The sequence below is a fragment of the Pseudoalteromonas sp. ABE4_541 genome (assembly GCF_056312285.1).
In genome coordinates this window covers 1-21,639 of the sequence record NZ_JBSVEM010000013.1, presented here as the reverse complement: position 1 = coordinate 21,639, position 21,639 = coordinate 1, and the positions used below count along the sequence as shown (strand labels likewise).

The 21,639-nt window shown below is 41.9% G+C and carries 18 protein-coding genes; 3 read left to right on the top strand and 15 right to left on the bottom strand.

Features of this window, described 5'->3' with window-relative positions; genetic code table 11:
* Positions 1-8 precede the first annotated feature (8 nt).
* The 10 genes from ACW689_RS13350 to ACW689_RS13305 all read right to left on the bottom strand — a co-directional run bounded on the left by ACW689_RS13350 (position 9) and on the right by ACW689_RS13305 (position 11,541).
* Positions 9-824 (bottom strand): outer membrane lipoprotein-sorting protein, encoded by an 816-nt coding sequence (locus ACW689_RS13350; protein WP_476292136.1) that lies wholly within the window; start codon positions 822-824, stop codon positions 9-11.
* 15 nt (positions 825-839) lie between these two features.
* Positions 840-2,057, bottom strand: coding sequence for a DUF1302 family protein (locus tag ACW689_RS13345; protein ID WP_476292134.1), 1,218 nt, complete (start codon positions 2,055-2,057; stop codon positions 840-842).
* Entirely contained in the window at positions 2,045-2,800 is a 756-nt protein-coding gene (locus ACW689_RS13340; RefSeq protein ID WP_476292132.1) for an SDR family NAD(P)-dependent oxidoreductase, read from the bottom strand. The genes ACW689_RS13345 and ACW689_RS13340 overlap by 13 nt, the downstream gene beginning before the upstream one ends.
* 5 nt (positions 2,801-2,805) lie before the next feature.
* Positions 2,806-3,543: an SDR family NAD(P)-dependent oxidoreductase gene (locus tag ACW689_RS13335; protein WP_476292130.1), complete on the bottom strand. Its 738-nt coding sequence runs from the start codon at positions 3,541-3,543 to the stop codon at positions 2,806-2,808.
* Positions 3,544-3,553: 10 nt separating this feature from the next.
* Complete coding sequence (locus ACW689_RS13330; protein ID WP_476292128.1) at positions 3,554-6,397, bottom strand: aminotransferase class III-fold pyridoxal phosphate-dependent enzyme; 2,844 nt, start codon at positions 6,395-6,397, stop codon at positions 3,554-3,556.
* A 1-nt stretch (position 6,398) separates the two neighbouring features.
* Positions 6,399-7,400 carry a hypothetical protein gene (locus ACW689_RS13325; RefSeq protein WP_476292126.1) on the bottom strand — a complete coding sequence of 334 codons (1,002 nt, stop codon included), beginning with the start codon at positions 7,398-7,400 and terminating at the stop codon, positions 6,399-6,401.
* Complete coding sequence (locus ACW689_RS13320) at positions 7,390-8,670, bottom strand: beta-ketoacyl-[acyl-carrier-protein] synthase family protein (RefSeq protein WP_476292124.1); 1,281 nt, start codon at positions 8,668-8,670, stop codon at positions 7,390-7,392. Before ACW689_RS13320 ends, ACW689_RS13325 begins: the two co-directional genes overlap by 11 nt.
* Positions 8,657-9,730 (bottom strand): beta-ketoacyl synthase N-terminal-like domain-containing protein, encoded by a 1,074-nt coding sequence (locus tag ACW689_RS13315; RefSeq protein ID WP_476292122.1) that lies wholly within the window; start codon positions 9,728-9,730, stop codon positions 8,657-8,659. The genes ACW689_RS13320 and ACW689_RS13315 overlap by 14 nt, the downstream gene beginning before the upstream one ends.
* A gap of 24 nt (positions 9,731-9,754) precedes the next feature.
* Positions 9,755-11,008: a beta-ketoacyl-[acyl-carrier-protein] synthase family protein gene (locus tag ACW689_RS13310; protein WP_476292120.1), complete on the bottom strand. Its 1,254-nt coding sequence runs from the start codon at positions 11,006-11,008 to the stop codon at positions 9,755-9,757.
* 86 nt (positions 11,009-11,094) lie between these two features.
* Positions 11,095-11,541: an acyl carrier protein gene (locus ACW689_RS13305; protein ID WP_476292118.1), complete on the bottom strand. Its 447-nt coding sequence runs from the start codon at positions 11,539-11,541 to the stop codon at positions 11,095-11,097.
* 525 nt (positions 11,542-12,066) lie between these two features.
* On the opposite strand from ACW689_RS13305, the gene ACW689_RS13300 reads away from it, so the two are divergent.
* Positions 12,067-12,621, top strand: a complete 555-nt coding sequence (locus tag ACW689_RS13300; protein WP_476292342.1) for a TetR/AcrR family transcriptional regulator — start codon at positions 12,067-12,069, stop codon at positions 12,619-12,621.
* 235 nt (positions 12,622-12,856) lie between these two features.
* Here ACW689_RS13300 and ACW689_RS13295 read toward each other — a convergent pair whose 3' ends face one another.
* Together ACW689_RS13295 and ACW689_RS13290 are read right to left on the bottom strand one after the other, a co-directional pair.
* Complete coding sequence (locus ACW689_RS13295) at positions 12,857-13,114, bottom strand: hypothetical protein (protein ID WP_476292116.1); 258 nt, start codon at positions 13,112-13,114, stop codon at positions 12,857-12,859.
* Between the two features lie 363 nt (positions 13,115-13,477).
* On the bottom strand, positions 13,478-13,867 hold the full coding sequence (locus tag ACW689_RS13290) for a cytochrome b562 (protein WP_476292114.1): 390 nt from the start codon (positions 13,865-13,867) through the stop codon (positions 13,478-13,480).
* Positions 13,868-14,035: 168 nt separating this feature from the next.
* On the opposite strand from ACW689_RS13290, the gene ACW689_RS13285 reads away from it, so the two are divergent.
* Positions 14,036-15,076: an ABC transporter substrate-binding protein gene (locus tag ACW689_RS13285; protein WP_476292112.1), complete on the top strand. Its 1,041-nt coding sequence runs from the start codon at positions 14,036-14,038 to the stop codon at positions 15,074-15,076.
* A gap of 197 nt (positions 15,077-15,273) precedes the next feature.
* The gene (locus ACW689_RS13280; protein WP_476292110.1) at positions 15,274-16,890 is read left to right on the top strand and encodes a S8 family serine peptidase; all 1,617 of its coding nucleotides are present in this window, start codon (positions 15,274-15,276) and stop codon (positions 16,888-16,890) included.
* A gap of 30 nt (positions 16,891-16,920) precedes the next feature.
* On the opposite strand, the gene ACW689_RS13275 is transcribed toward ACW689_RS13280, so the two are convergent.
* The 3 genes from ACW689_RS13275 to ACW689_RS13265 form a co-directional block, all read right to left on the bottom strand.
* On the bottom strand, positions 16,921-17,739 hold the full coding sequence (locus ACW689_RS13275) for an EamA family transporter (RefSeq protein ID WP_476292108.1): 819 nt from the start codon (positions 17,737-17,739) through the stop codon (positions 16,921-16,923).
* Positions 17,736-18,686 (bottom strand): protein kinase family protein, encoded by a 951-nt coding sequence (locus ACW689_RS13270; protein ID WP_476292106.1) that lies wholly within the window; start codon positions 18,684-18,686, stop codon positions 17,736-17,738. Before ACW689_RS13270 ends, ACW689_RS13275 begins: the two co-directional genes overlap by 4 nt.
* 127 nt (positions 18,687-18,813) lie before the next feature.
* Positions 18,814-21,063 carry an acyl-CoA dehydrogenase gene (locus tag ACW689_RS13265; RefSeq protein WP_476292104.1) on the bottom strand — a complete coding sequence of 750 codons (2,250 nt, stop codon included), beginning with the start codon at positions 21,061-21,063 and terminating at the stop codon, positions 18,814-18,816.
* Between the last annotated feature and the right edge of the window lie 576 nt (positions 21,064-21,639).

The window sequence follows — 21,639 nt, the reverse complement described above, 5'->3', positions numbered from 1 at the left end:
TTGCTCTATTAGTTAAGTGTAATTGGTTTAAGCATTGCTACATCGGTATGGTTAATACCGCGTCTCAACTTGCTCTTTTTAAATGCTGATGAGGGCAAACCTACGTTATAAATTGTCTGGTGATAAATAACCTCAGTCACTTTATTTTCAACATGGTTTGTCATTTTACTTTTGGTGATTGTCCAGATGTCTTGAAGCTTTTCTACAGACACTGACTCTTGTTCTTTAAACGCGATATTTTTTGCATCAAAGTATCTTTGCTTAATGACAAGATCGCGTTCTTTATCAACCCATACGATCACTTTGTAGTAACCAGTTTTGTTGATAACGTCTTGATTAGTAGGTATACGTTCAATTTTCCACGCAGGGCGGCCATTTACAGTTTCTTCACCCAAAACTTTTGAATTGAAATCACCCACTCTGAGTTTATCTAGATCAAAGTATGAGAATTCGCTGCCCATAAAGGCACCACGTTTGTCTACAGGAGAAATACGACGAACTTTACGAAACGCTGGTAAGTACATCCACTGCTCATCTTCTTGCTGTGCTTTCTCTTTGTATGTCTTCATTAGAAAACTCACATCTCGCAAGTCTACCGGCGCTTGCACAGACATAACGCTGAACTCTTCATCATCGATATCTTTTTGCATCATGTACATCTGACGAGTATTGACCAGCCCATCTTGGAGGGTTGTTTTCAATGTCAGCTTAGAAACATAGTCCTCGCCATCGTAGCGGTCCCTAACCTTTGTCAGAATACTATTTGCATCAGATGCATGTGCAGCAGCACTCATCAGCAAAACTAAACTTATGATTTTCTTCATCGTTCATCCTTTTTTCTAGAAATAATATTTTATAGCTGCGTATAACCTATCTTGGTTCTGCAAGACTCCGTACGCGTTGCCTTGATCACCGTCTAAAACATCAATATTGAACGTAAGCAATATTTTTGAAGTAGGTCGATAAGTCATTTTGATTTGATATAGGCTGCCCCCGTTATAGCTATCAACATAGCTATATGCGGCTCTGGTAGTTAACATGCCCGCCATATACTCTCGCTCAGCTGATAGCGTGAGGGTATTTTCTGTCCTTTCAGCAATTAGGTTTTTCGAATAGCCAGAGATATAGTTTTGAGCAATTTGAAACGTGAAGTTCCAATCGATATAACGATAATCAACGCCTAATAGGCTTTGAATTTTATCTACAGACTTATAGCTAAAATCACTTCCCGCTTCCAAGATGTCCATTGAGTACGCGAACTCACCTCTAAATAAGTACTCTTTATATGGCGAGCTAATGGTTGTACCTAACATGGTATAGCGCTTTGTTTTAAGCCATTCATCTTGATTGGCGCCAGAAAAGGCTTCCATACCTAACGGGATCGGCGTGTCGTTATGTCCTGAAAATGCGAATAAACTAGCATCCGCACCCCACAAAAATGAACTTAACCTCATACCAACTTCGATAATTTCGTCTTTACTAATATCGACATCGACATAACCTGGAGTAGTCAATTCACCGCCTTGCGGCACAAAACGGTTTGATTGATAGCCAAGTAATGTGATCACATCGAGCGTTACGTCATCAGACAAAAACGCCTCGGCGCGAATGGCCGGAACACCAATTCGATATTCGTCCAAGTCGAATAATACTGAGTCCCTAAAATCAAGTGGGTTGATCACATCGACTAGTCGTAAGTCGTCCGCTTCGCCCCAAGCTACTGTCTGAACACCGAAGCGCCACATTACAGTCTCGGATTCCCAACCAACATATCCCTCATCAACGCGTAAACGATTTTCGTATACATCCTCATCGCGTTGCGAATAGCGTTCAGATTCAGACTGATAAATAAAGTCATGATAATAGGAGCCATCAAACTTAAATGAGAATGCATCACGTTGATATTCAGCCTCTAAGTCCAACGCAACTTGTCGTCTTGAGTCATAATTATCAACCAGATTGTGGCTATAACTCACCTCAAGCGCCGGTTGCACAAACCAAGAAGCCTGACTACTCGTGCTCAATAGCATCAGTGTTCCAGCGACTACATACCGCACCCTTCACCTCCATCAATTACCAGTGACTGAGCCGTTATCATTTTTGCTTGCGGTGAGAGTAAAAACGCGACACTAGCTGCAACATCCTCTGAGCTAACAAATTGGCGCAAAGGGATCCGTTTGCGTATTTGGCGTAACATCGCCTCAAGCTCGATCCCTGTCATATCTGCTTGCTTTTGTACTTCGTTACGAAGCATTGGGGTATCAACCCAACAAGGCAAAATTGCATTAACGTTGATTTTTCTTCTTGCTAAATCCAACGCAAGTCCTTTCATCATGCCTAATAAGGCGTGCTTAGAAGTACAATATGCCGTGTTTTTTACCTTGCCGACTAAACCTAAAATCGACGATATGATCACAATGCCGCCGCCATTATTCATCTCATCAACCAGCAGTGACAGGAGCCTTTGCGAAGACAATAAATTGGTTGATACAACCTTATCCCAAACATCATTGTCAGAAATTTCATTTTCGTCAGCGACACCATGGCTTATCACCACAGCGTCTGGTTTACCGAGTTCACGCAATATCCAGCTTACTTTTTCTTGCAACGCAGCAAAGTCTCGTAAATCGCAAACTAGAGGCACCAAGCTCTCAGGTGATTGAACTGAGTTACTCAGCTCGCCAAGGGCCTTTTCGTCAATGTCCATAGCAACTACTTTAGTGACGCCTTGCTCAAGAAGCTGTCGGCAGGTCGCCGCCCCAATTCCTTTTCCTGCGCCCGTTACTACTGCTAATTTCATCGTACTCATACCAGCATCATCCCACCATTCACTTCAATGATCTGTCCAGTGACAAACTCATTTTCGGGATCTGCAAGGTACAATACTGCCTTTGCAATATCTGAAGGCTGGCCAAAACGTTTTGTTAATACTTTCTTCTTAAGGTCGCCACCTCTATCCGCCAACAGATCCTGTACCATATCCGTCTCAATCACACCGGGTGCAATACAGTTCACTCGTACCTTCTTCCTGCCTACCTCAACGGCCAGCGCCTTAGTAAATGACTCCACGCCCCCCTTACTCGCGGCGTAGCTAGCTTGCCCTGGGTTTGCTTTATGCGCAGAAATAGATGAAATGTTAACGATATTCCCGCGTTTTTTAGGCAGCATCAGCTTGAGTGCTTCACGGCTGCATACCATCGTCGCAACCAAATTCACTTGAATAACCGTCAATAAATCTTCGTCTGAAGTACTAACCAACAAATTATCTCGAGTTAAGCCCGCACAATTGACCAGCAAGTCTAAGGTGTCGAACTTTGTCGCAAACGTATCGAACATACTCGGGATTGCGCTGATATCGTCCAAGTTTCCTTCAATCGCAAGCGCTTGTACGCCCAGCTCATTCAGTTCTGAAACTAACTCATCTGCTACGGCCTTATTACGGTAGCAAAACGCAACATCATAGCCCGCTTGCGCTAAAGACAAGGCAATACCTCGGCCAATCCCTCGAGTAGCGCCAGTCACAAACGCAGTTAAATTACTCATGTTTTTCTCCTTACATCGAGTTTTCGACTTTCGCCTGAGATAGCGAGAATCCGTGTTTGTCAGCCATATCTAAAATCTGATTGACTTTGCTTTTGCTTAAGTCACCGTAAGAGTAATGCTGTTCAGTACCATCTAAACCGAGCAAAATTGTTTCCGCCATACACGCGTAAACCTCACCAGCATTAAGATAAGCCCGAACATTTTGAGCTAAACTCTCTTTATGTGGCGTCGCCACAACCCCACCTCGGATACATGTAATGTCCGGTCTTTGTGCCAAAGTTGCTTCATCAATATTATGTGGCACTGATACATCACAAATGATTGTGTTTTGCTGCAGCAGCTCGGGTTCAATGAATGCTTGTGACGCGTTTGTGGCACACACGAGTAACTCGCAGCGACTAATTTCACTTAGTTCGTTTGATAACTTGATCGGCGCATTTTCTTGTCCATCAAACAGGGCAAATATTTGCTTACCAATCGTTTTGTCACCCGGTAATTGCTCAACCCAACGACTTATTTCAGGGTTTTGCATAAGTACCGACCCCATTTCTGTTTGACGACCAGATATCAGATCTTCAAATACATCCTGATAAATTGATTCAGCAGCCTTTTGTAAGCGATTCAATGAGCCGCTACGGCCACTACCAATAAGTACAAGTTGTGGTGTTATCTCAGTCATCATCGATGCGTAAACGGTGCCGATGTTGCCTGCAGCGCCAACTATCGCCGCGCGTTTAACTTGTCGATCTACTGAATCTAAATGAGATTTTACTGCTTCAACTGACATACCTACCGTGAGTGAATTACCTGTCGTCAAAGTGATATCTGGTGTTCTGATTGATTTACAATTATTGGTTACAACGGAAGTAAACATACCTAGGCCAGCAACTGAACAGCCATCAGCCTTTGCAGCGCTTACACGCTCATCAACCGCATAACGAATTTGTTCAAGCTCATTGTTTTCAATCATGGTTGAAATTTGTGCTGAAGTGATCCCAAGTGGATACATAACAAATTCAACGCTATTACCTTGTTTCGAAGTGAACTTTGTGTGAGAAAGCGGTGCAACACGTAAGTCAAAGTCCATCTTATTCATCAGATACTCAACTTCCTCAAATGAAACCTTTGCCATAGAAGGCTCTACACTGAACATATCAGCAGGTGATATTAAGTGATTGATAAAGGCAACTTTCACTGTGCAATTCGGCTTTTCGCTAACAGGGTATATTCCTCGGTAATCTTCAGGTTGATTTCTTTGTAATCGATTATCGAAGCCTTTTGATAGGTAGCGGATCAAGAAGTATGCATCTTGGAAACGCAATGTTTTACATAATTGCTCGAAGGCCTGAGCAACCCTCTCAATTCCTTCATCCGTTAAGCATGCGCTTGGTTCAAGTCTTATTACATTTGGCGCACTAGCTGATGGCGCTACACGGAGTTGATGTTCGTTGAACATAAATCCAGCAACAATGTATCCCAACGCATTTTGATAAGATATTGAACGCAAGCTTGAAGACTCGGCATCATGCAACGGTTTAAGTTCAACACCTAACAGCAAACCACGCCCTCTGACATCAATGATGACATCTGGAAATTCAGCTTGAACCTGCTCTAAACGCGTTTTTAGTTGCGCGCCTCTTTGCTGAATTCTTGATAAAATAGTCCCTTCATCTGCATGCAATCGCTCTACATAAGCTCTTGCGATTTCAGCTGAATGTCCATCTTCACCAAAAGTTGAACTTTGCATTAAATCGTGGCCCACGGCGTAACGAGACTGCTTGATTGCAACCAAGCCTATTTTAGCAATACCGCCACCCAGCGCCTTAGACAGAATCACATAATCAGCTTTCAATCCGATATGATGACCCGCTAAAAACTCACCACTACGCCCTGAACCACTTTGGATCTCATCAGAAATAATTGGGGCACCGAGCAACTGAGCTGCTGCATGCAACTGTTGCGCGTGCGCGCTGGTTAAGCAATGAACACCGCCTTCACCTTGAATTGGTTCAACAAACAAGCCACTAACCAATTGCACAGTTTCCTCGCGCATAGAGGCTTGTTCATTATTTACACGGACTTTAATCAGTTTATTATTGAGTTCATCAAATAACGCTTGAACTTGCTGTTCAATGTTGTCCGTATCGATAAATTGAGACGTTAATCCCATATGCTGGAACGGGCCTCTAAACCCTAAACCGTGAGTCAGTTGAATTGAACCGCTCAACTTGCCATGAAAGCTATGTTTTAAAGCAAGATAAAGCGGCTGCTGACTCATAATTTCACGGTTATAGTCACGCACCTTATCAGCCAGTGTTTTAGCCGTAAGTGTTTCGTCTTGTAGACCTAATTTTTGCTGTAATTCTGTGCCTAGATTCAGCGCTTTATCGCCTTGACGTGCTAAGTTAGAAAGCGCAAATTCAATTTCTTTTGAAATATTCTGATTGTGCTGAGTTCTTGCAAGTTCAGCATGTTTAATCGCCACTTCAACCGCTTCAGCGCCTGTAGAACAAAACGAAAATAAAAAGTCATTATCGCTCTGGGTTTGCGCTTTTATAATCGGATTAAGAACAGCGGCAAGGTTTGCTGAGCTGCTTCTGACGGCAAATTGATCATTGAATGGTCTTTGCTCAAGATAGTTACTCGTTGCTACTTTTGTGAGCTCAGAGTCATTATGGCCTAAAAGAACAGCGCCATAACCACCAAGCAAATCCAGAATTTCTACTTCTGTTGCTGTGTCAGTATCGTAATAAAACAGTTTATCTTGATCTGCACGGTGAAACTCAACGTCTAGCCCCATTGTTTGTAGCGCCTTGTGAAGCGAAGGCTTACAGTATTTTTGATAATTATTCATGTTAAACATCCTGAGATACGATTACTGACGAAAAATGGTCGTCCTTGCTACCGTTAAGTACTACGAGTAATGTGTTTTTATCTTGTCGTTTTTCAAGCAACGCCGCATGAAGGAGAGTCAAGCAACTATCGCAGCCACGAGCGCCAGATATTGATTTCATGTCAGTAAGGCTCACATTATGAAGTTGGCCAAACTTTTGCTGTACGGCTTGTATCTGCTCACTACTGTTTAAATCAATCACAACCTCAACATTAGTATTAATATCAATAATTTGGTCATGAATTTGAGCTAAGACATTGTCCAGTGAGTAGCCACTAATACTGTCTTGTAAGATGCCGAGAATAGGCAGTCCATTGCTTTTAGCGTACGCTGAATTTTGCAAAATAAATGACACAGCACCGACGTCAACCTCGTTCAAGTTGCTTGTTTTATTGTCAAAATAGTTTTGTACAAAATCTTCATCACACCCCGCGCTGACTACCACGGCACTTTGACAATACTCGTCTTGAACACTATGCATTGCCTCAAGTAATGCAGCAGAGGAGCCTGCGCTATCACGAATTAACGCAGCACAGTCACCACGGATCCCAAAATGTAAACTCAAAATCGCTAACAGGTTGTTACTTAGCATTTTGGTCACTACAAATGGGCTAATTTCCTGCCCGTTCCATAAGTCGACGTAAGCTTGCTTTTCATTATCTGGAAGTGTGTTACTCAATGTATTCGTAAATTCACGTAAGTGTGGATTTAAGTAGCCATGCTGACTCGCGTATATCCCAATCTGATGCTGCTCATCATCTAGCTTAATATTTGCACTCGTCATCGCAGCGCCTGCCACAGCAATAGCCGATGCAGCAGAATCAGACATATAACGCTGAAGTCTTCTATTCGCTGACGGTATCTGCTCTAAAATATCTTCGGCAGTTGAAAATACATTCCCGAAATCGCCAGTAGGGAAACTTGCCGCTTGGCTAACAATTGCAACTGAATTACTATTTGACATCTTGATACACTCCAAAGATCACCGAAGCGTTTATCCCACCGAAACCAAATGAGTTAGATAAAGCGTACTGCATTGGTTTTTCACGTAGTTCCGTCGCATAATTTAGGCGACAATTTTCATCCGGTTTTTCTAAATTAATTGTGGGTGGAACACATTGTTCACGTAGCGCTAGTATCGTCGCTATCGCCTCTGGTGCACCGGCTGCGGCAATCCAATGGCCAATCATTGATTTTGTGGAAGACACAATAATGTCATTCGCATGGTCAGCAAAAACGGCTTCAATAGCCTTACTTTCGATCACATCATTCAGCGGCGTTGATGTCCCGTGCGCATTTACATGGCCTATTAAGTCATGGGATAGGTTGGCATCTGCAAGTGCGCTTTCCATCGACGCGATAGCACCTAAACCGTCCTCATGAGGGGCTGTCACTTTATAAGCATCTAAAGAACTGCCGTAACCTGTTACTTCACAATAAATCTTAGCCCCACGAGCTTTTGCTGACTGCTCACTTTCCAAAATCAACACCGCACCGCCTTCACCTGCAACAAGCCCTGAGCGATTTTCATCAAAAGGACGACACAGTTGTTCACCATGGCGTACCGACGTACTGGTTGCACCAAGAGAAACTAGCGCACTCATAGTTCTTAAGTTGAACACTGAATCTGCACCGCCAACAATCATGATATCGGCTTCGTTTCTACGAATCGCTTTCATACCCACACCAATTGACTGTGTAGCACCAGCACAAGCACCTGTTAGATTAATTACGGGGCCATTGACAGCGTATTCATTTGCAAGTCTGCTTGCCAATGCATCATTGCTTGAACGAAAACCACCAAGCCTACTCACCACTTCATCACGTTTTTCAACCAACTCGGCAACTGGATTTTGCGCATCAATTTGCATTAACGCTGCCATCGTTTCATTATCGGCATCAGCCACACCGCTACATACACAGACACCCAATGTTTGCGAGGTTGCTGATGAGTCAATTTTTGAATCTTGCACAGCGAGTGCCGCTGCTATTTGCGCAAAAATCACTCTACGTTCAACACTTTTACTCGTCTCAAAATAGCTTTCGTACGCCCCTCTTAATTTTTCAACATCAACTGGCGCACCATACTGAACAGGAAACCCATCTACACCGGGGTATTGCCAAGACTGAATTGCGCCCTGACCATTTTTAAGCGCATTCCAGAATTCGTCCAAATCAGTTCCATAAGGACTGACAATCCCTATGCCCGTTACCACTACCTTATTCATGTTCATTTTTCACCCCAGACAATACGAAGCAGCTGAATTGGTTTTCAGTTCCAAACACCAAAACCAAGCATCCTTTTGATTTGCCTTCTTGTTCTTCATTCGCCTTTTTCAAATCGAGCAGCGACAAGTTAATACAAAGCGGGACCGAAGCCGCACCAGCAAAACCGACCAAATCTTCTGTAAACTTTGGTGTAATCGTTGACCAACATTCCTTAATTAACGCTGTAATGGCTTCACGTTGAGGTAAGCCACCTACCACCATCACTTCGTTCAGTTCAACATCATGCACGTCTAATGCTGTGTAAACTTTATCCATGACTGGTGACAATGACAGTCCATTTGGGAGATTACGTCTGTGGTGATAAATAACTTGAGCTTCTGCATCTTTTGGTGACTTATCTAAGACAAAAAATGATGCTGCTTCAGTTAAATTGATCTCGTCGTAGCGGTTCCAATAATCTTCATTTGATAGGAAATACCAAGGTGATACTTTTTGACTACCACCTCCACATAGTGCCTTGTCGATGCGACCTTCTTCCATGTCATAAATCGCTTCAATAAACGCATTACTTCCACCATCCTGCATAGGCGCAAAACAGCAATTGCTGCCTGTGATATTAAACATTTGAGAGACGTGACTAGTCGCGGTAGTATTTAATAAAATCAGCCCTGTTAGTGGCTTGCTATTATTGAGTTGATACTCACTCAATGCTTGGAACTTTTCCTTTGCATTTATATATTCGTATTCTTCCTCTTCGTCGCAGTCTACCGCGCCCAAGCTAATGTAAAGCCCAGTACGAGCACCATCTTCTGGGTCTATATGTTGTTCTTGCCCGGTCTTTGCTGCAGCATAAACAACCCATTGCGATTGTCGCTCTGTGGTTTTTTTAACCATTCTGTCGGCATTAACAGATTTGAGATTTACCTTTCCTATCACAGCGCCATATGCTGTGCCTTCGAGATCCCACTCGGGTAACTTTTCAAAGGTGAGGCGCGATGCGGCACTGGCAATATCCGAAAGCGCTACACCTTGAGGAAGTAATGAGTAACCGTGCTTAATGTACAACTTATTTCTCCTTAACCTATTGTCCTAGCATTTAGCAGATATAATGAGGCTCGCGTTCTGACCACCGAAACCAAAAGAATTACTGAGCACATGTTGAATTGGAGACTTAACAGGCTCTGTGACAATATTTATTTGTTCTTCTTCTGCGCTCGCCGCTTGATAGTTGAGAGTAGGAAGTAAAATTCCTTTGTTTAGCATTAATACGCTCAATACTGCCTCAACGGCTCCACTTCCAGATAAGGAGTGGCCCAACGCAGATTTAGTTGAAGACACAGGTATTTCATTGCCAAATAACTGATTAATTGCTCGCCCTTCAGCGATGTCATTGCTTTTAGTCGCAGTACCATGAGCATTAATGAAATCAATATCACTCGCATCGAGACCTGCATCCGCAAGCGCTTGCTCCATAACTGAAAAATAAAAGCTACCATCCGGATCACTGGAAGTTATTTTGTTTGACTCGCTGTCTCTGCTTCCGCCCGATATATATGCGAGTATATTTGCGCCGCGGGCTTTAGCGTGTTCGAGTTCCTCTAACACAAGAAAGCCAGCACCATCGCCTAACACAGTTCCTGCGCGATCTTTATCAAATGGCCTACATACCTCTTCAGCACTGTTATACTCATTCATGTTTAATGCACCGATGTGCTTAAAGACGAGATTCCAAAGTGGTTGAGAACCTTGATCAGATGCACCACACAACGCCACATCTAGATGACCACTACGAATACGTCTCATACCGGCTATAATGTTTGTTGTCCCAGCAGCACAAGCATCTGCATACGCAAATGCAGGTCCACTGAATCCCAATTCTCGAGATATGCTTTTCATGACTTGATCAGGCTTGTACCATGACTGAAGTTCATTAATACCTTGCTCATTGGGCATAATATTTTGACTCTTTGGATCATATTGATTCCAAAGCTTGTGCAACAATTGAGGGGACATAAGGTGCTTGTGGACACCGTAAAATAATCCACATCTACGCCCAAGCGCAGCAATATCTACTTGTGCTTCGTTAAGCGCAGTTTTAAGTGCGTGAAAAGCCATTTTGCCACTAGTATTGACTTCATTTGCGATGTTTGGATACAAGTAATCCAGTGTGGAGATTTCATCGTCTGACACTGAACAAGTCGCGATGCCATCAATACCTAAAGCAGCAATACGCTCGTCGTATTTAATAAAAGAGGTTTTTTCTTGTAATGTGCTAAAGAGCATTTCAGGATTAGCACAGCCTGGGATATACACTCCAACACCAGTTACTACAACAGTTCGCATTCCAAATCCTTGTAGAGCAAATTAAAAGTCATCAGCAACTAAATGCCGCTGATAACTATGGTTGAATCAAATAAATACGAACGTGATCAAGCAACTTCTAAGCTTAGGAAGCCTTCGATATATTCCTTAACAGCTTTATCGCCGTTTTTAGATTCGTGTTGCGCGACAAATTGACATAGGTTAAGCCAGCTCTTCAACGTGTTGTTTTCAAGTACGTCATTCACATAAGTACCCGCTTTAACATCATCAGTAGAGTACTTATTTGGACCCTGACATAAAAGCTCAGCACCCAACTCTGTTAAACGACTTGATTCAACGAATGATTCATCGCTCATTTCTTGAGCCATAACTAAGATTGTTTTTGCTGGAAGTTTGATCCCAAACGCCTTACCTAGCGAAAAAGATAGATCAACAATATCCAATGAATCAGCACCTAAATCATTGATTAGAGCGTCATCAATACTAATTTCGCTTTCTTCAAGATCGATAACTTCAGCGGTGATTTCAATGATTTTTGATTCTGTAATTTCCATAGTAATTTTCCTTATTCAGAAACGGTTGATTTAAGATGGGCACAAATTAGGTCACTTGACCAATAATGTCAACAGGTTGATGCAATAAATTCGATAAAGTTAACAAAAGTGAAATGTTATTTTAATTTTGCATGAAGCAAAATTGTGCCCATATGTCCTATTTGATGCATCAGTAGAAGCGCTTTTTTTGTCCAATAAATCTAGATGCTGAAAGCGTTAAATTTCGAAAATAGTATCAATGACAACTTTATTACATCACATTCTCGAAACTGCCAAAGTAGTCGATTTATTAATATATTTATATTAATCAGTAGATTAATCATAGAAACACCGATTAACCCTATTGAGAGTCTCAGTTTTAGAAACACTCAAGGGTTAGTACCTCTTTAAGATAAAAAGTAATTCGAAATCAGTTGTCATGACGACGACGAATAGGATATGTTATGCCCCTTGTAAAAAGCCGTACAAAAAAGTAACAAATATTTTTTTTGGTTATAATGCAAATTTATAGGGGAAATAGTGGCAATGAGAGTTGAATCAAATAAAGAGATCATCATCAAAACGGCAACTAAGATGCTAAGTGAGAACGGTAGTCATGGACTCACGCTCAGAAAAGTGGCAGAAAAAAGCGGCGTTACCTTAAGCAACATTCAGTACCATTTTGGAGATAGAGATGGGCTAATTGTCAATGTCATCGACTCATACCTTGAGGTTTGCCTAGCTCATATACGAGATTCGATTAGAGATTTAGATGAAGATAACTGCCATCAGGAAATCAAGAATTTCGTGCGAAATTTGCTTTCTTTTGAAGATATTCAGGACTGGTGCCAAGTATTTCGGGAAATATGGGCTATTTCCTATCGTTCTGAGAAATTGCAAGCTAGCTTGGATGATTATTACAGACGTTGTGGTATTGAACTGGAGTGTCTACTTACGCCACTTGGTTTTGAAGAACAAAAAGTAAAAGAAATCGTGTCCCTTTTGATCCCATTAATTGAAGGCTTTTCTATTACGGCGAACTCGCTACCTTTGGAAAAAAAACAAGTCGAAGATTTAATCACTAGTCTACTGTTTGACTAGCTAGCTCGAAAACTGAAGTTTCAGCTAGTTGAATCGATTTGTTTAAATTAGAGGTGTGCCAATCAAGCAAGAGAAATTAATATTTTCATAAAGCTTATATAGCAATTACTTCATTGACATAAAATTACATAACCTCAAACAAGTTATGTGTTCCTCTAGATACCCGCCAAAGCAGGTTTAAGTAGGCAAACTATACTTAATTGCTCCTAAAGTGCCATCATAAATACATTTTGGCTCATAATGATTGCTCAAAATGTGCTCGCATAATTTCAAACGCTTTTAAAACATCAAGCTGACTCTTACACAGTCCATCATACCAATTATCAAATAACTCATCTTCTTGCTCGCTCAAAACCACATATTGCGCCAATAGTTCCAATACATCGGCGTGCGTACATGCCAGAGAATCTAACATCGTATTCAAAGCTGAGTGGTCTTTATTTTTCAATGTCGCAATGACGCTATTGTCTAATTGATCGTGTTGCTCCGTCATAGCGGCTCCTTTTTTCTTATTAGCCTCTTATTTATATCAGGCTGACGACGAATAGCCAGCCCCAAAATGAACGGATGCTCAAGATTCAAACAGAACATTCAAAAAATTCATAATACTGCGCAATTACTGCCCATACGTACCTCTAGGTCCAGGCGCTACTTAACCTCAGCTGCGGATAAGAGTTTTGATAACTCAGAAGAGAGAAATTACAACCCCTTCAATCTCCAATGACGATGTTTCGCTTAATATCAAGGCATTTTCATTTGTAATAGCGAGCTATTACAAATGAAAATAACGAAGAGAGTGAGTGAAATAGCTTTATTGGGCAAATTCTCTTATATGCAGCTGAGGTTATTTATGCAACTAACCAAAGATAAGATCCCATACACTCGGCGGTTCATGTAGCTTATGATACTCTTTGCGTAACGCATCAACCTTTTTAAGTCGTTGTTTTGCCTCGACCATTTTTCCTTGTTTTGCAAGATGCTCACTTTGTTCTACCACTTTTAGGACTTCACTGAGGCCTTGTAAGGATTTATCATGTAAACCAGTTTTAAATTGATGCTTTTGGCTTTGCGCAAGGTACTGCTTGAAAAGCGCTATTTGCTCTAGCATGTCAGTTTTCGACTCGCTTTTAAGTGCGCTTTTAAAAGCATGTCCCATGTTTTTCATCGTGACTTCTAATTCACTCGACTCTTTTGCGTGCGTAACACCGCAAACCAATAAAATTGCTAAAAATAAAACTTTATGCATAACCCCTCCCAAAAAGCTCGGCTGCATTATAAATGTGTTTTTGGCTTGATACAAAAGCACCTAGCATCGACACAAAAGTCGCCCGCCCTGCACATTTATTTTTTTGTGCCATAATAATCACTTAGTTAAAGATTTTGTCTGAGGTGCGTGTTGATCAAAGTGTCATTGATGACCCTATTATTACTGTTAGCCCCTTTAGCCTGTGCTGCTGAGCCCATTAAAGTAACTTTTGTGAACCCAGGCTTTTCACAAGAGAACCCTACCGGTAATTTTTGGAAAAATGTATCAGCTTTTATGGATGCTGCAGCAGATGACCTAAATATAGAGCTAACCACTTTATACGCTGATAGAAACCATATTGTGATGAAAAGCATGATCAAAATGGCATTAACCAGAAAAGACCATTACCTCATTTTTGTCGACGAAAAATCGGCGGTATCACAAGCTTTACTCGCCTCTAAAGAAGTTCATAATCGAATCGTCTTTTTACTAAACACCCCTGATAAACAAACCTTGATCCGTCTCAAAAGCAAAGGGTTCGGCATTTTGGGTTCGATAGTCCCAGACAACCACCAAGCTGGCCGTTTACTGATTCAAAAACTAGATAGTTTAATTATAAAGTCGAATAAAAACCCTACAGTCAATGCATTAGCACTGCTTGGCGAATCGGCGACTGATGCTGCTCGGCAACGTGAACAGGGATTACTTAGTTACAGCAATCGCTCACCGAACTTAAAACTCCAACAACGTGCTAACGCTAATTGGTCCGAACAAGAAGCTTACACGGTTACTAAAGGTCTATTGGCTCGTTTTACACAAACCAAACTAATCTGGGCTGCCAACGATGCCATGGCCAAAGGCGCAGCGCGAGCAGCCAAAGAGCTTTCATTACGAGACTACATATACATTGGCGGAATAAATTGGGACGAAGAACAAGATCTGTTACTTGACGCTTCAATTGGAGGACACGTTACACTCGGTGCACTTTTGTTGGTATATCTAAACGAGCATCACAGCGACAATAGCCATGTAATTGGCCATCGAAAAATCCCTATTTTTAAAGTCTATGAGAAAAAATACGCGCCGTTATACAATGCTATACACAGTGGAAAAATCGATAAAATTGATTTTCGCTATTTTTCTCGCTTGCATACCACCCCAGCACCGAAGGCGTTTACACTTGATAGTCTAACCAACCTATTAAAATGAATTTATATGTTTTTTAATCAGAAAATTAACTAGTCATTGAGTGAAAACACAACTTTGAGCAATTTTTATCCAATCAAATTCTGCATTTTGACAAAACAAATCCCCCAGCAAAATGTTCAAAAAACAAACTATTGACATAGATCAAATTACCTGTTTTATTTACATGCGTTAACAACATGTAATAAAGGTAACTTAAAATGAAAAAAATAGTTTCTAACAGCGTAAAAATGTCTCTTCTTTCTGCATGCGTTGGTGCTGCCCTTTGTGGTACTGCATCAGCAAATGATGAACAAAGAGTTATTGTCACCCTAAATGACAACGCTATCAATACATTCCCAATTTCAACTAGCAAGGCGCAAGCCACTGAATATAAGCTTCAAACGCTTACCGCTTTTGCTCAGCAAGTAAGCACAGAGCCAATGACAACGCTGCCAAGCGTGAATGCTGTTGTTCTGAATGTCACTCAGCAGAAGTTAGCAGAACTAAAAGCAAACCCTCAAGTGGCAAATGTTGAGATTGACCCCAAACGCTTTTTAATGGCTGAATCAACACCTTATGGTATTAACATGGTACAGGCTAATCAGCTTGCAGATACCATGAGTGGCAATCGTAAAGTGTGTATTATGGATACAGGCTATACCTTAAACCACCCTGATTTGCCAAGCACTGGTATTACTGGCGATGATGGCTACGGCTCAAATGACACAGGTAATTGGTACAACGATGGTAACGGCCATGGTACTCACGTAGCAGGTACAATTGCTGCTATTGGTGGCAATGGTCAAGGCGTGGTAGGAGTTAACCCATCAGGTCAACTTGGTTTGCACATTGTGAAAGTGTTTAACGACCAAGGCAATTGGGCATACGGCTCAGATCTAATCAAAGCAATTGAACAGTGTGAAGCTGCTGGCGCAAATGTAACTAGCATGAGTTTAGGTGGTAGTGGTAGCTCAACGGCTGAGCGCAGTGCATTCCAGCAAAGCTATAACCGTGGCATGTTACACATCGCTGCAGCAGGTAACAGCGGCAATAGTAGCTTAAGCTACCCGGCATCCTATGATGCGGTTGTGTCAGTCGCTGCTGTTGATAGCTCTGAAAACAAAGCGTCTTTCTCACAATACAATGCACAAGTTGAAATCGCCGCACCGGGTGTTGGTGTTAACTCAACTTGGAATAACAATGGGTATAGATCAATCAGTGGTACTTCAATGGCAACACCGCATGTGTCAGGTGTCGCGGCGCTGGTATGGAGCCACTACCCTAATTGTACAAACGCAGAAATTCGTAAAATATTAAACGATACTGCGAAAGATAAAGGCGCGGCTGGTCGCGACACTTCATATGGCCATGGTATCGTGCAAGCAAAAGCGGCTTATGACTTTATCGCTCAAAATGGCTGTAGTGGCGACCCTGTAGGTGGGCCAGTTGCAAGCTTTAGTTTCAGCGTAAATGGTCAATCTGTTAAGTTCAACAACACATCGAAAGATGCTCGCAGTTATTCTTGGCAGTTTGGTGATGGTGCAAGCAGCACAGAAATGTCACCTAGCCACACATATGCAAGCGCGGGTACTTACCAAGTAACGTTAACTGCAACAGATGGTAACAAATCAAACTCAGTGACTAAATCAGTACAAGTGGGTGACGTAACCCCTCCTGGTTGTGATGGTGTCGCACAATGGTCAGCTTCAAAAATGTACCAAATCGGCAATCAGGTCGCTTACAAAAACTACAAGTACGAAGCAATTTGGTGGTCACAAGCAGCTCAGCCAGACATCTTCAGCAACGTTTGGAAACGTGTAGGTTCTTGTAAATAAAAACCTTATTAGCGCCCACCTGTGGGCGCTTTATTTCACTAACATAGCGCTAAAGAACAGTACAAATGCAATGCCACTTAACTGCTTCTTACTAAGTCGTTCTTTGTACATAAAAACACCAATCAAAAGCGCACTGGTAATACCGACCGCCCTTTTTAACCCTTCCACAATACCCGGCTGAAGTTGCGTAATAGCAATAAACTGCAAGATTAATGCGCACGCTAAAAAGCCCGCCGATAGCAACCACCAAGCCGATTTACCCTGTACTTTCTCTGTGTTTAGCTTTACACGCAGTAGCAATCTGGTCGCAATCAAGATAATAAAAGTAATATAGGCCGCATGAAATTCTTTCGAGCTATATTGCAAACAAAACTTATCAAGCACAATACAGCCCCCCCAACAAAATGCAGCTAGCAACGCCTGCCAAATACCCTTCTCATTGGTTTTAAATCTGCCACCCAATACTAAAAAGGAGCTAATCGCTATACCAATGATCCCAATACATTGATAAATGCTAAGCGGATCAGATAACCAAACCCAAGCAAACAACGCCGAACAAACTGGTGTGAATGACATCATCGGTAAAACAACAGCCAGCTTTCCTAGCGACAATGCCCTGATAAATGCAACACTGCCTATCGCCCCCATCAAACCGCTCAAAGTGGCAACCCAATAATAATTGCTTGATGGAATGCTCGCGCCACTTAACAACCACATCGTGACAAAAATAGGTAATACCAACGAGCTAAAAATGACAGACATGAAAGGTGCACTGAATGACTTAGAAAGCTGCTTTCGGCATGTATCAAATCCAGCCCAACATAAGGCACTTATCAATGCAAAAATCATAGGTTTCTCAAATTGCTCAAAGCCGATTGCGATTGTTCTAGCATATATTGATTAATTTTGAAGTGCTCCGGTTTCCAACCCATCAAAAAACGGTGGAAATCTGCCCACACAAAAGGCCATAAAGTTCGCCACACGTGCTCTAAATGTGTCACTTCATGTTGGGTCAATTTTTCTTTTAAGTAGACTCCTAGCCTTGAAAAGTAGTACTCAAGCAACATATCACTGTGATCATACAAGTCTCGCTCGTCAAATACACTGGTGAAATACAGCATGACATCTTGTACACCGATACCATGCCCAACGTATTGAAAATCATAGCCAATCACATCGTTTTTGTGGTTTAGTGCAAAATTTGCTGCTTTGCTATCGCCATGAATAACACATTGATAAGCACATTCTCTAAGTTTGTGATCGATAGACTTAGCGGCCATTTTCAGCTCGCTACTTAGCATTTTTTTCCACTCATCGGGTCGAGTATCCAAATGCCAGTATCCCCCACATTGCCATCCAACTGGCTTTTGAGGATGCAAAAAGTAACAATGAAATTGCGCCAGCCAATCTAAAATAGCTCTATGCTGTGTCATGTTAGGTTCAAGCTCAGGCGCGAAACCACAATTAGTAAAGTCAGATAATACTAAGCAAGTCGCATCGTCGCGTTGTACACCGTAACAGAATTCTGGAACAGCACAGCTGTCTCTCAGCTCCTGGCTATGATATTGATAAAAATCTAATTCCACTTGATACGACTTTAGTTTTCTCGCAAGCGCAATATTTGATTGTTTGATGCGAGGGTGACTAAGCTGTTCAGGTACTTGGGCAAACTTCACAACACGATTTTGTCCATCCAATCGCATTTTGCGCACTTCACCACAACCACTCCACAGCGGCATACTTTTGTCTGTATCTATAATGTCAGAGTACTGCTGGTTAAGTATGTGATATAACATGATTGCTGAGTAAGTGATTTTTATAGAACCTTATCACGAACCATAAAAAAAGCCTCTAAATTTAGAGGCTTCGCGTGGATATCTTAGTGTCGATGGTTCTGACACTTAAGGCATTGTTGAGTATTTTCTAGCTTGCTTGTTGCACATTTTCAACCGGCTGTGCATTGTCATCCAACAAATTTAAGTCGAAATCAAACTCATCAACACGGATCGCTTTTTCTCGTTTCTTATTGTAATCAATAAGTTGCGCATACTCTTGTGCTGTAATTAAGTTAGCCGCTAATGCGTTATCCAATGTTTGTGCAAAACGAACACCCGCTTTGATCTCTTTCTTACGCAGCGCTTTTTTCACTTTAGCAAGTAGGTCTAAACATGCCATTTTCGCTTTATACGCTTGTTCGTTAATGTCATGACCATCGCCAGCACATGGTTTAACTAAGTGCGTTAACTGGGCTTTGAATGCAGTATCCATTTGCGCCGCTTTTGCCAGTTCGCGTACCAAATCGTCGCTAATGGTTGGCATTCTGTGCGTATAATGCATTGTGATCACACGCATGAACTTGCGAGTCATTGACGCTGGGAAGTTGTCTAAAAACTTATGTAGTGCATCTTCAGCATTTTGTAGCGCCCAACGCGTTGCGTAATGGAAGTAAGGCGCAGCAGCTTGTCTGTCCGCAACCGCGACCTTTTGCTCGTAATACTTGATAGAGGCCATTGCAGCATACAAGTAGCTCATCACATCACCTAGACGTGCTGAAAGCATCTCTGCTTGCTTTAATTTACCGCCCAACACAAGGAGTGAGAAGTCAGCATATACAGCTAGTTTAGCAGATAGCTGATGCGCTGCTTTTTCGTATGCTTGTACTTCAGGTAGTGATGATTTGCTACCAGCCGTAAACGGCAGAACACCTAAGCGGAATGCACGCAAGCTATTCGCGACACTGTAACCGACTGTTTTACGTAAAATCTTATTAAACGACTTGTCCGCATCTTTGTCCTCGCTATGGATAGACTCAACCATAGACTGAAGGTAAGGGTGACAACGCATTACACCTTGACCAAAAATCATCAGGTTACGCGTAAGAATGTTCGCACCTTCTACTGTGATAGCGATTGGCTGTGCCACATAACCACTAGCAAGCGTGTTCTGAGGACCATTTTGAATGGCCTTACCAGCTTGAATATCCATAGCTGAATCTAACACATCGCGACCGATTTCAGTCATGTGATACTTTGCAATGGCAGTCACTACCGACGGCTTTAAGCCCATGCCTAAACCTTCAGTTGTTAAAACACGCATCGCTTCTTGAAGGTAAGTTTTCCCTGCGATATCCGCAAGCTTCTCTTGAATACCTTCAAATTGACCAATTGATAAGCCAAATTGCTCACGTACCGCTGCATACTCAGACGCCGACTTAAGTGCTACTTGTGCCGTTGACACACCAAGCGCAGGTAAAGAAATACCGCGACCTGCGCCTAAACAGCTCACTAGCATCTGCCATCCGCGACCAATATTCTTTTGACCACCAATGATGAAATCCATTGGAATAAATACTTTTTCGCCACGAGTTGTACCGTTGTAAAAACGAATGCCCATAGGGTCGTGACGATTGCCAAGCTCTACACCTGGGTGTGATTTAGGAATAAGCGCACAGGTGATCCCTAAATGCTCTTTACCACCTAATAGACCATTTGGATCTTCTACCTTGAACGCTAAACCAAGCACAGTCGCGATTGGCGCCAAAGTAATATAACGCTTGTCCCAAGTTACCTCTAGACCGATAACTTCTTCGCCATTGTATTGGCCTTTAGTCACAATACCAATGTCTGGAATGCCGCCCGCATCTGAACCTGCTTCAGGGCTAGTTAGTGCAAAACATGGAATTTCACGGCCATCAGCCAGACGAGGTAAATAATGAGCTTGTTGCTCCTGTGTACCGTAATGCAGAAGAAGCTCACCCGGACCCAATGAGTTTGGAACCATTACAGTTACAGCTACCGCCGATGATTTAGTCGCAATCGTACCAACAATCGTCGAGTTAGCGTATGGGCTGAACTCACGGCCACCAAATGACTTAGGAATGATAAGCGAGAAAAAACGCTCTTTTTTCAAAAACTCTAAAATATGTTCTGGCAGATGCTTGCTGTTTTGAATTACAGAATCATCAATCATCGCCATTAGTTCTTGTACAGGGCCATCTAAAAACGCCTGCTCTTCAGCATTAAGCTTTGCTTCAGGTACAGCTCTTAGGGCATCAAAATCAGGCTGGCCACGATAAATCGAGCCTTCAAGCCAAACATCACCCGCATCTAATGCTTCTTGTTCTGTTACTGAGATACTTGGTAATACTTTCTTTAGTTGTGTTCTTAAACTCATAATCAACTCATCCGACCAGATAGATATACATACATTACGGCATAAAAATGACAATAGATCAATTGCTCTATCGAAATTTTTAACGAGTTTTTTACTGCAGTTTCATTTGATTAAGAAATTTTGTTGATAAATTAAAAGCTTACACGTGTACGCTGAAATGCATCTATGTTGCTGATGAAGGACTGAATAAACTTAGTTTTTCCTTTTCTTGCAATCTTATAAGAGCAAAGTTACTAAAGTTAGTTCCTTGCTTGATATAGCTGAGAGCTCGATGTTATCAAACGACAGCGAGCGCCTTTGGCTCACTGTCGTCATGCTATTAACGTGAGATTAATGATGCTTGCTCAAGTTTGACAAATGTATGATCCAAAAAACAAACACAGATACCAATCCGAATAAAATAGTACTTATAAACCAAATAAAGCCACTTCCGAATAAGACCCTTGTACCCATTCTTTTTAAATCCATGGCTTGAGAATAGACACTGTCCACTTCCCTTAACATGAGACATGTTTAATTAGAGTTTTCTGTAATATCACAAACAGGAGACAACAATGAAAAAGTCACGTTTTACAG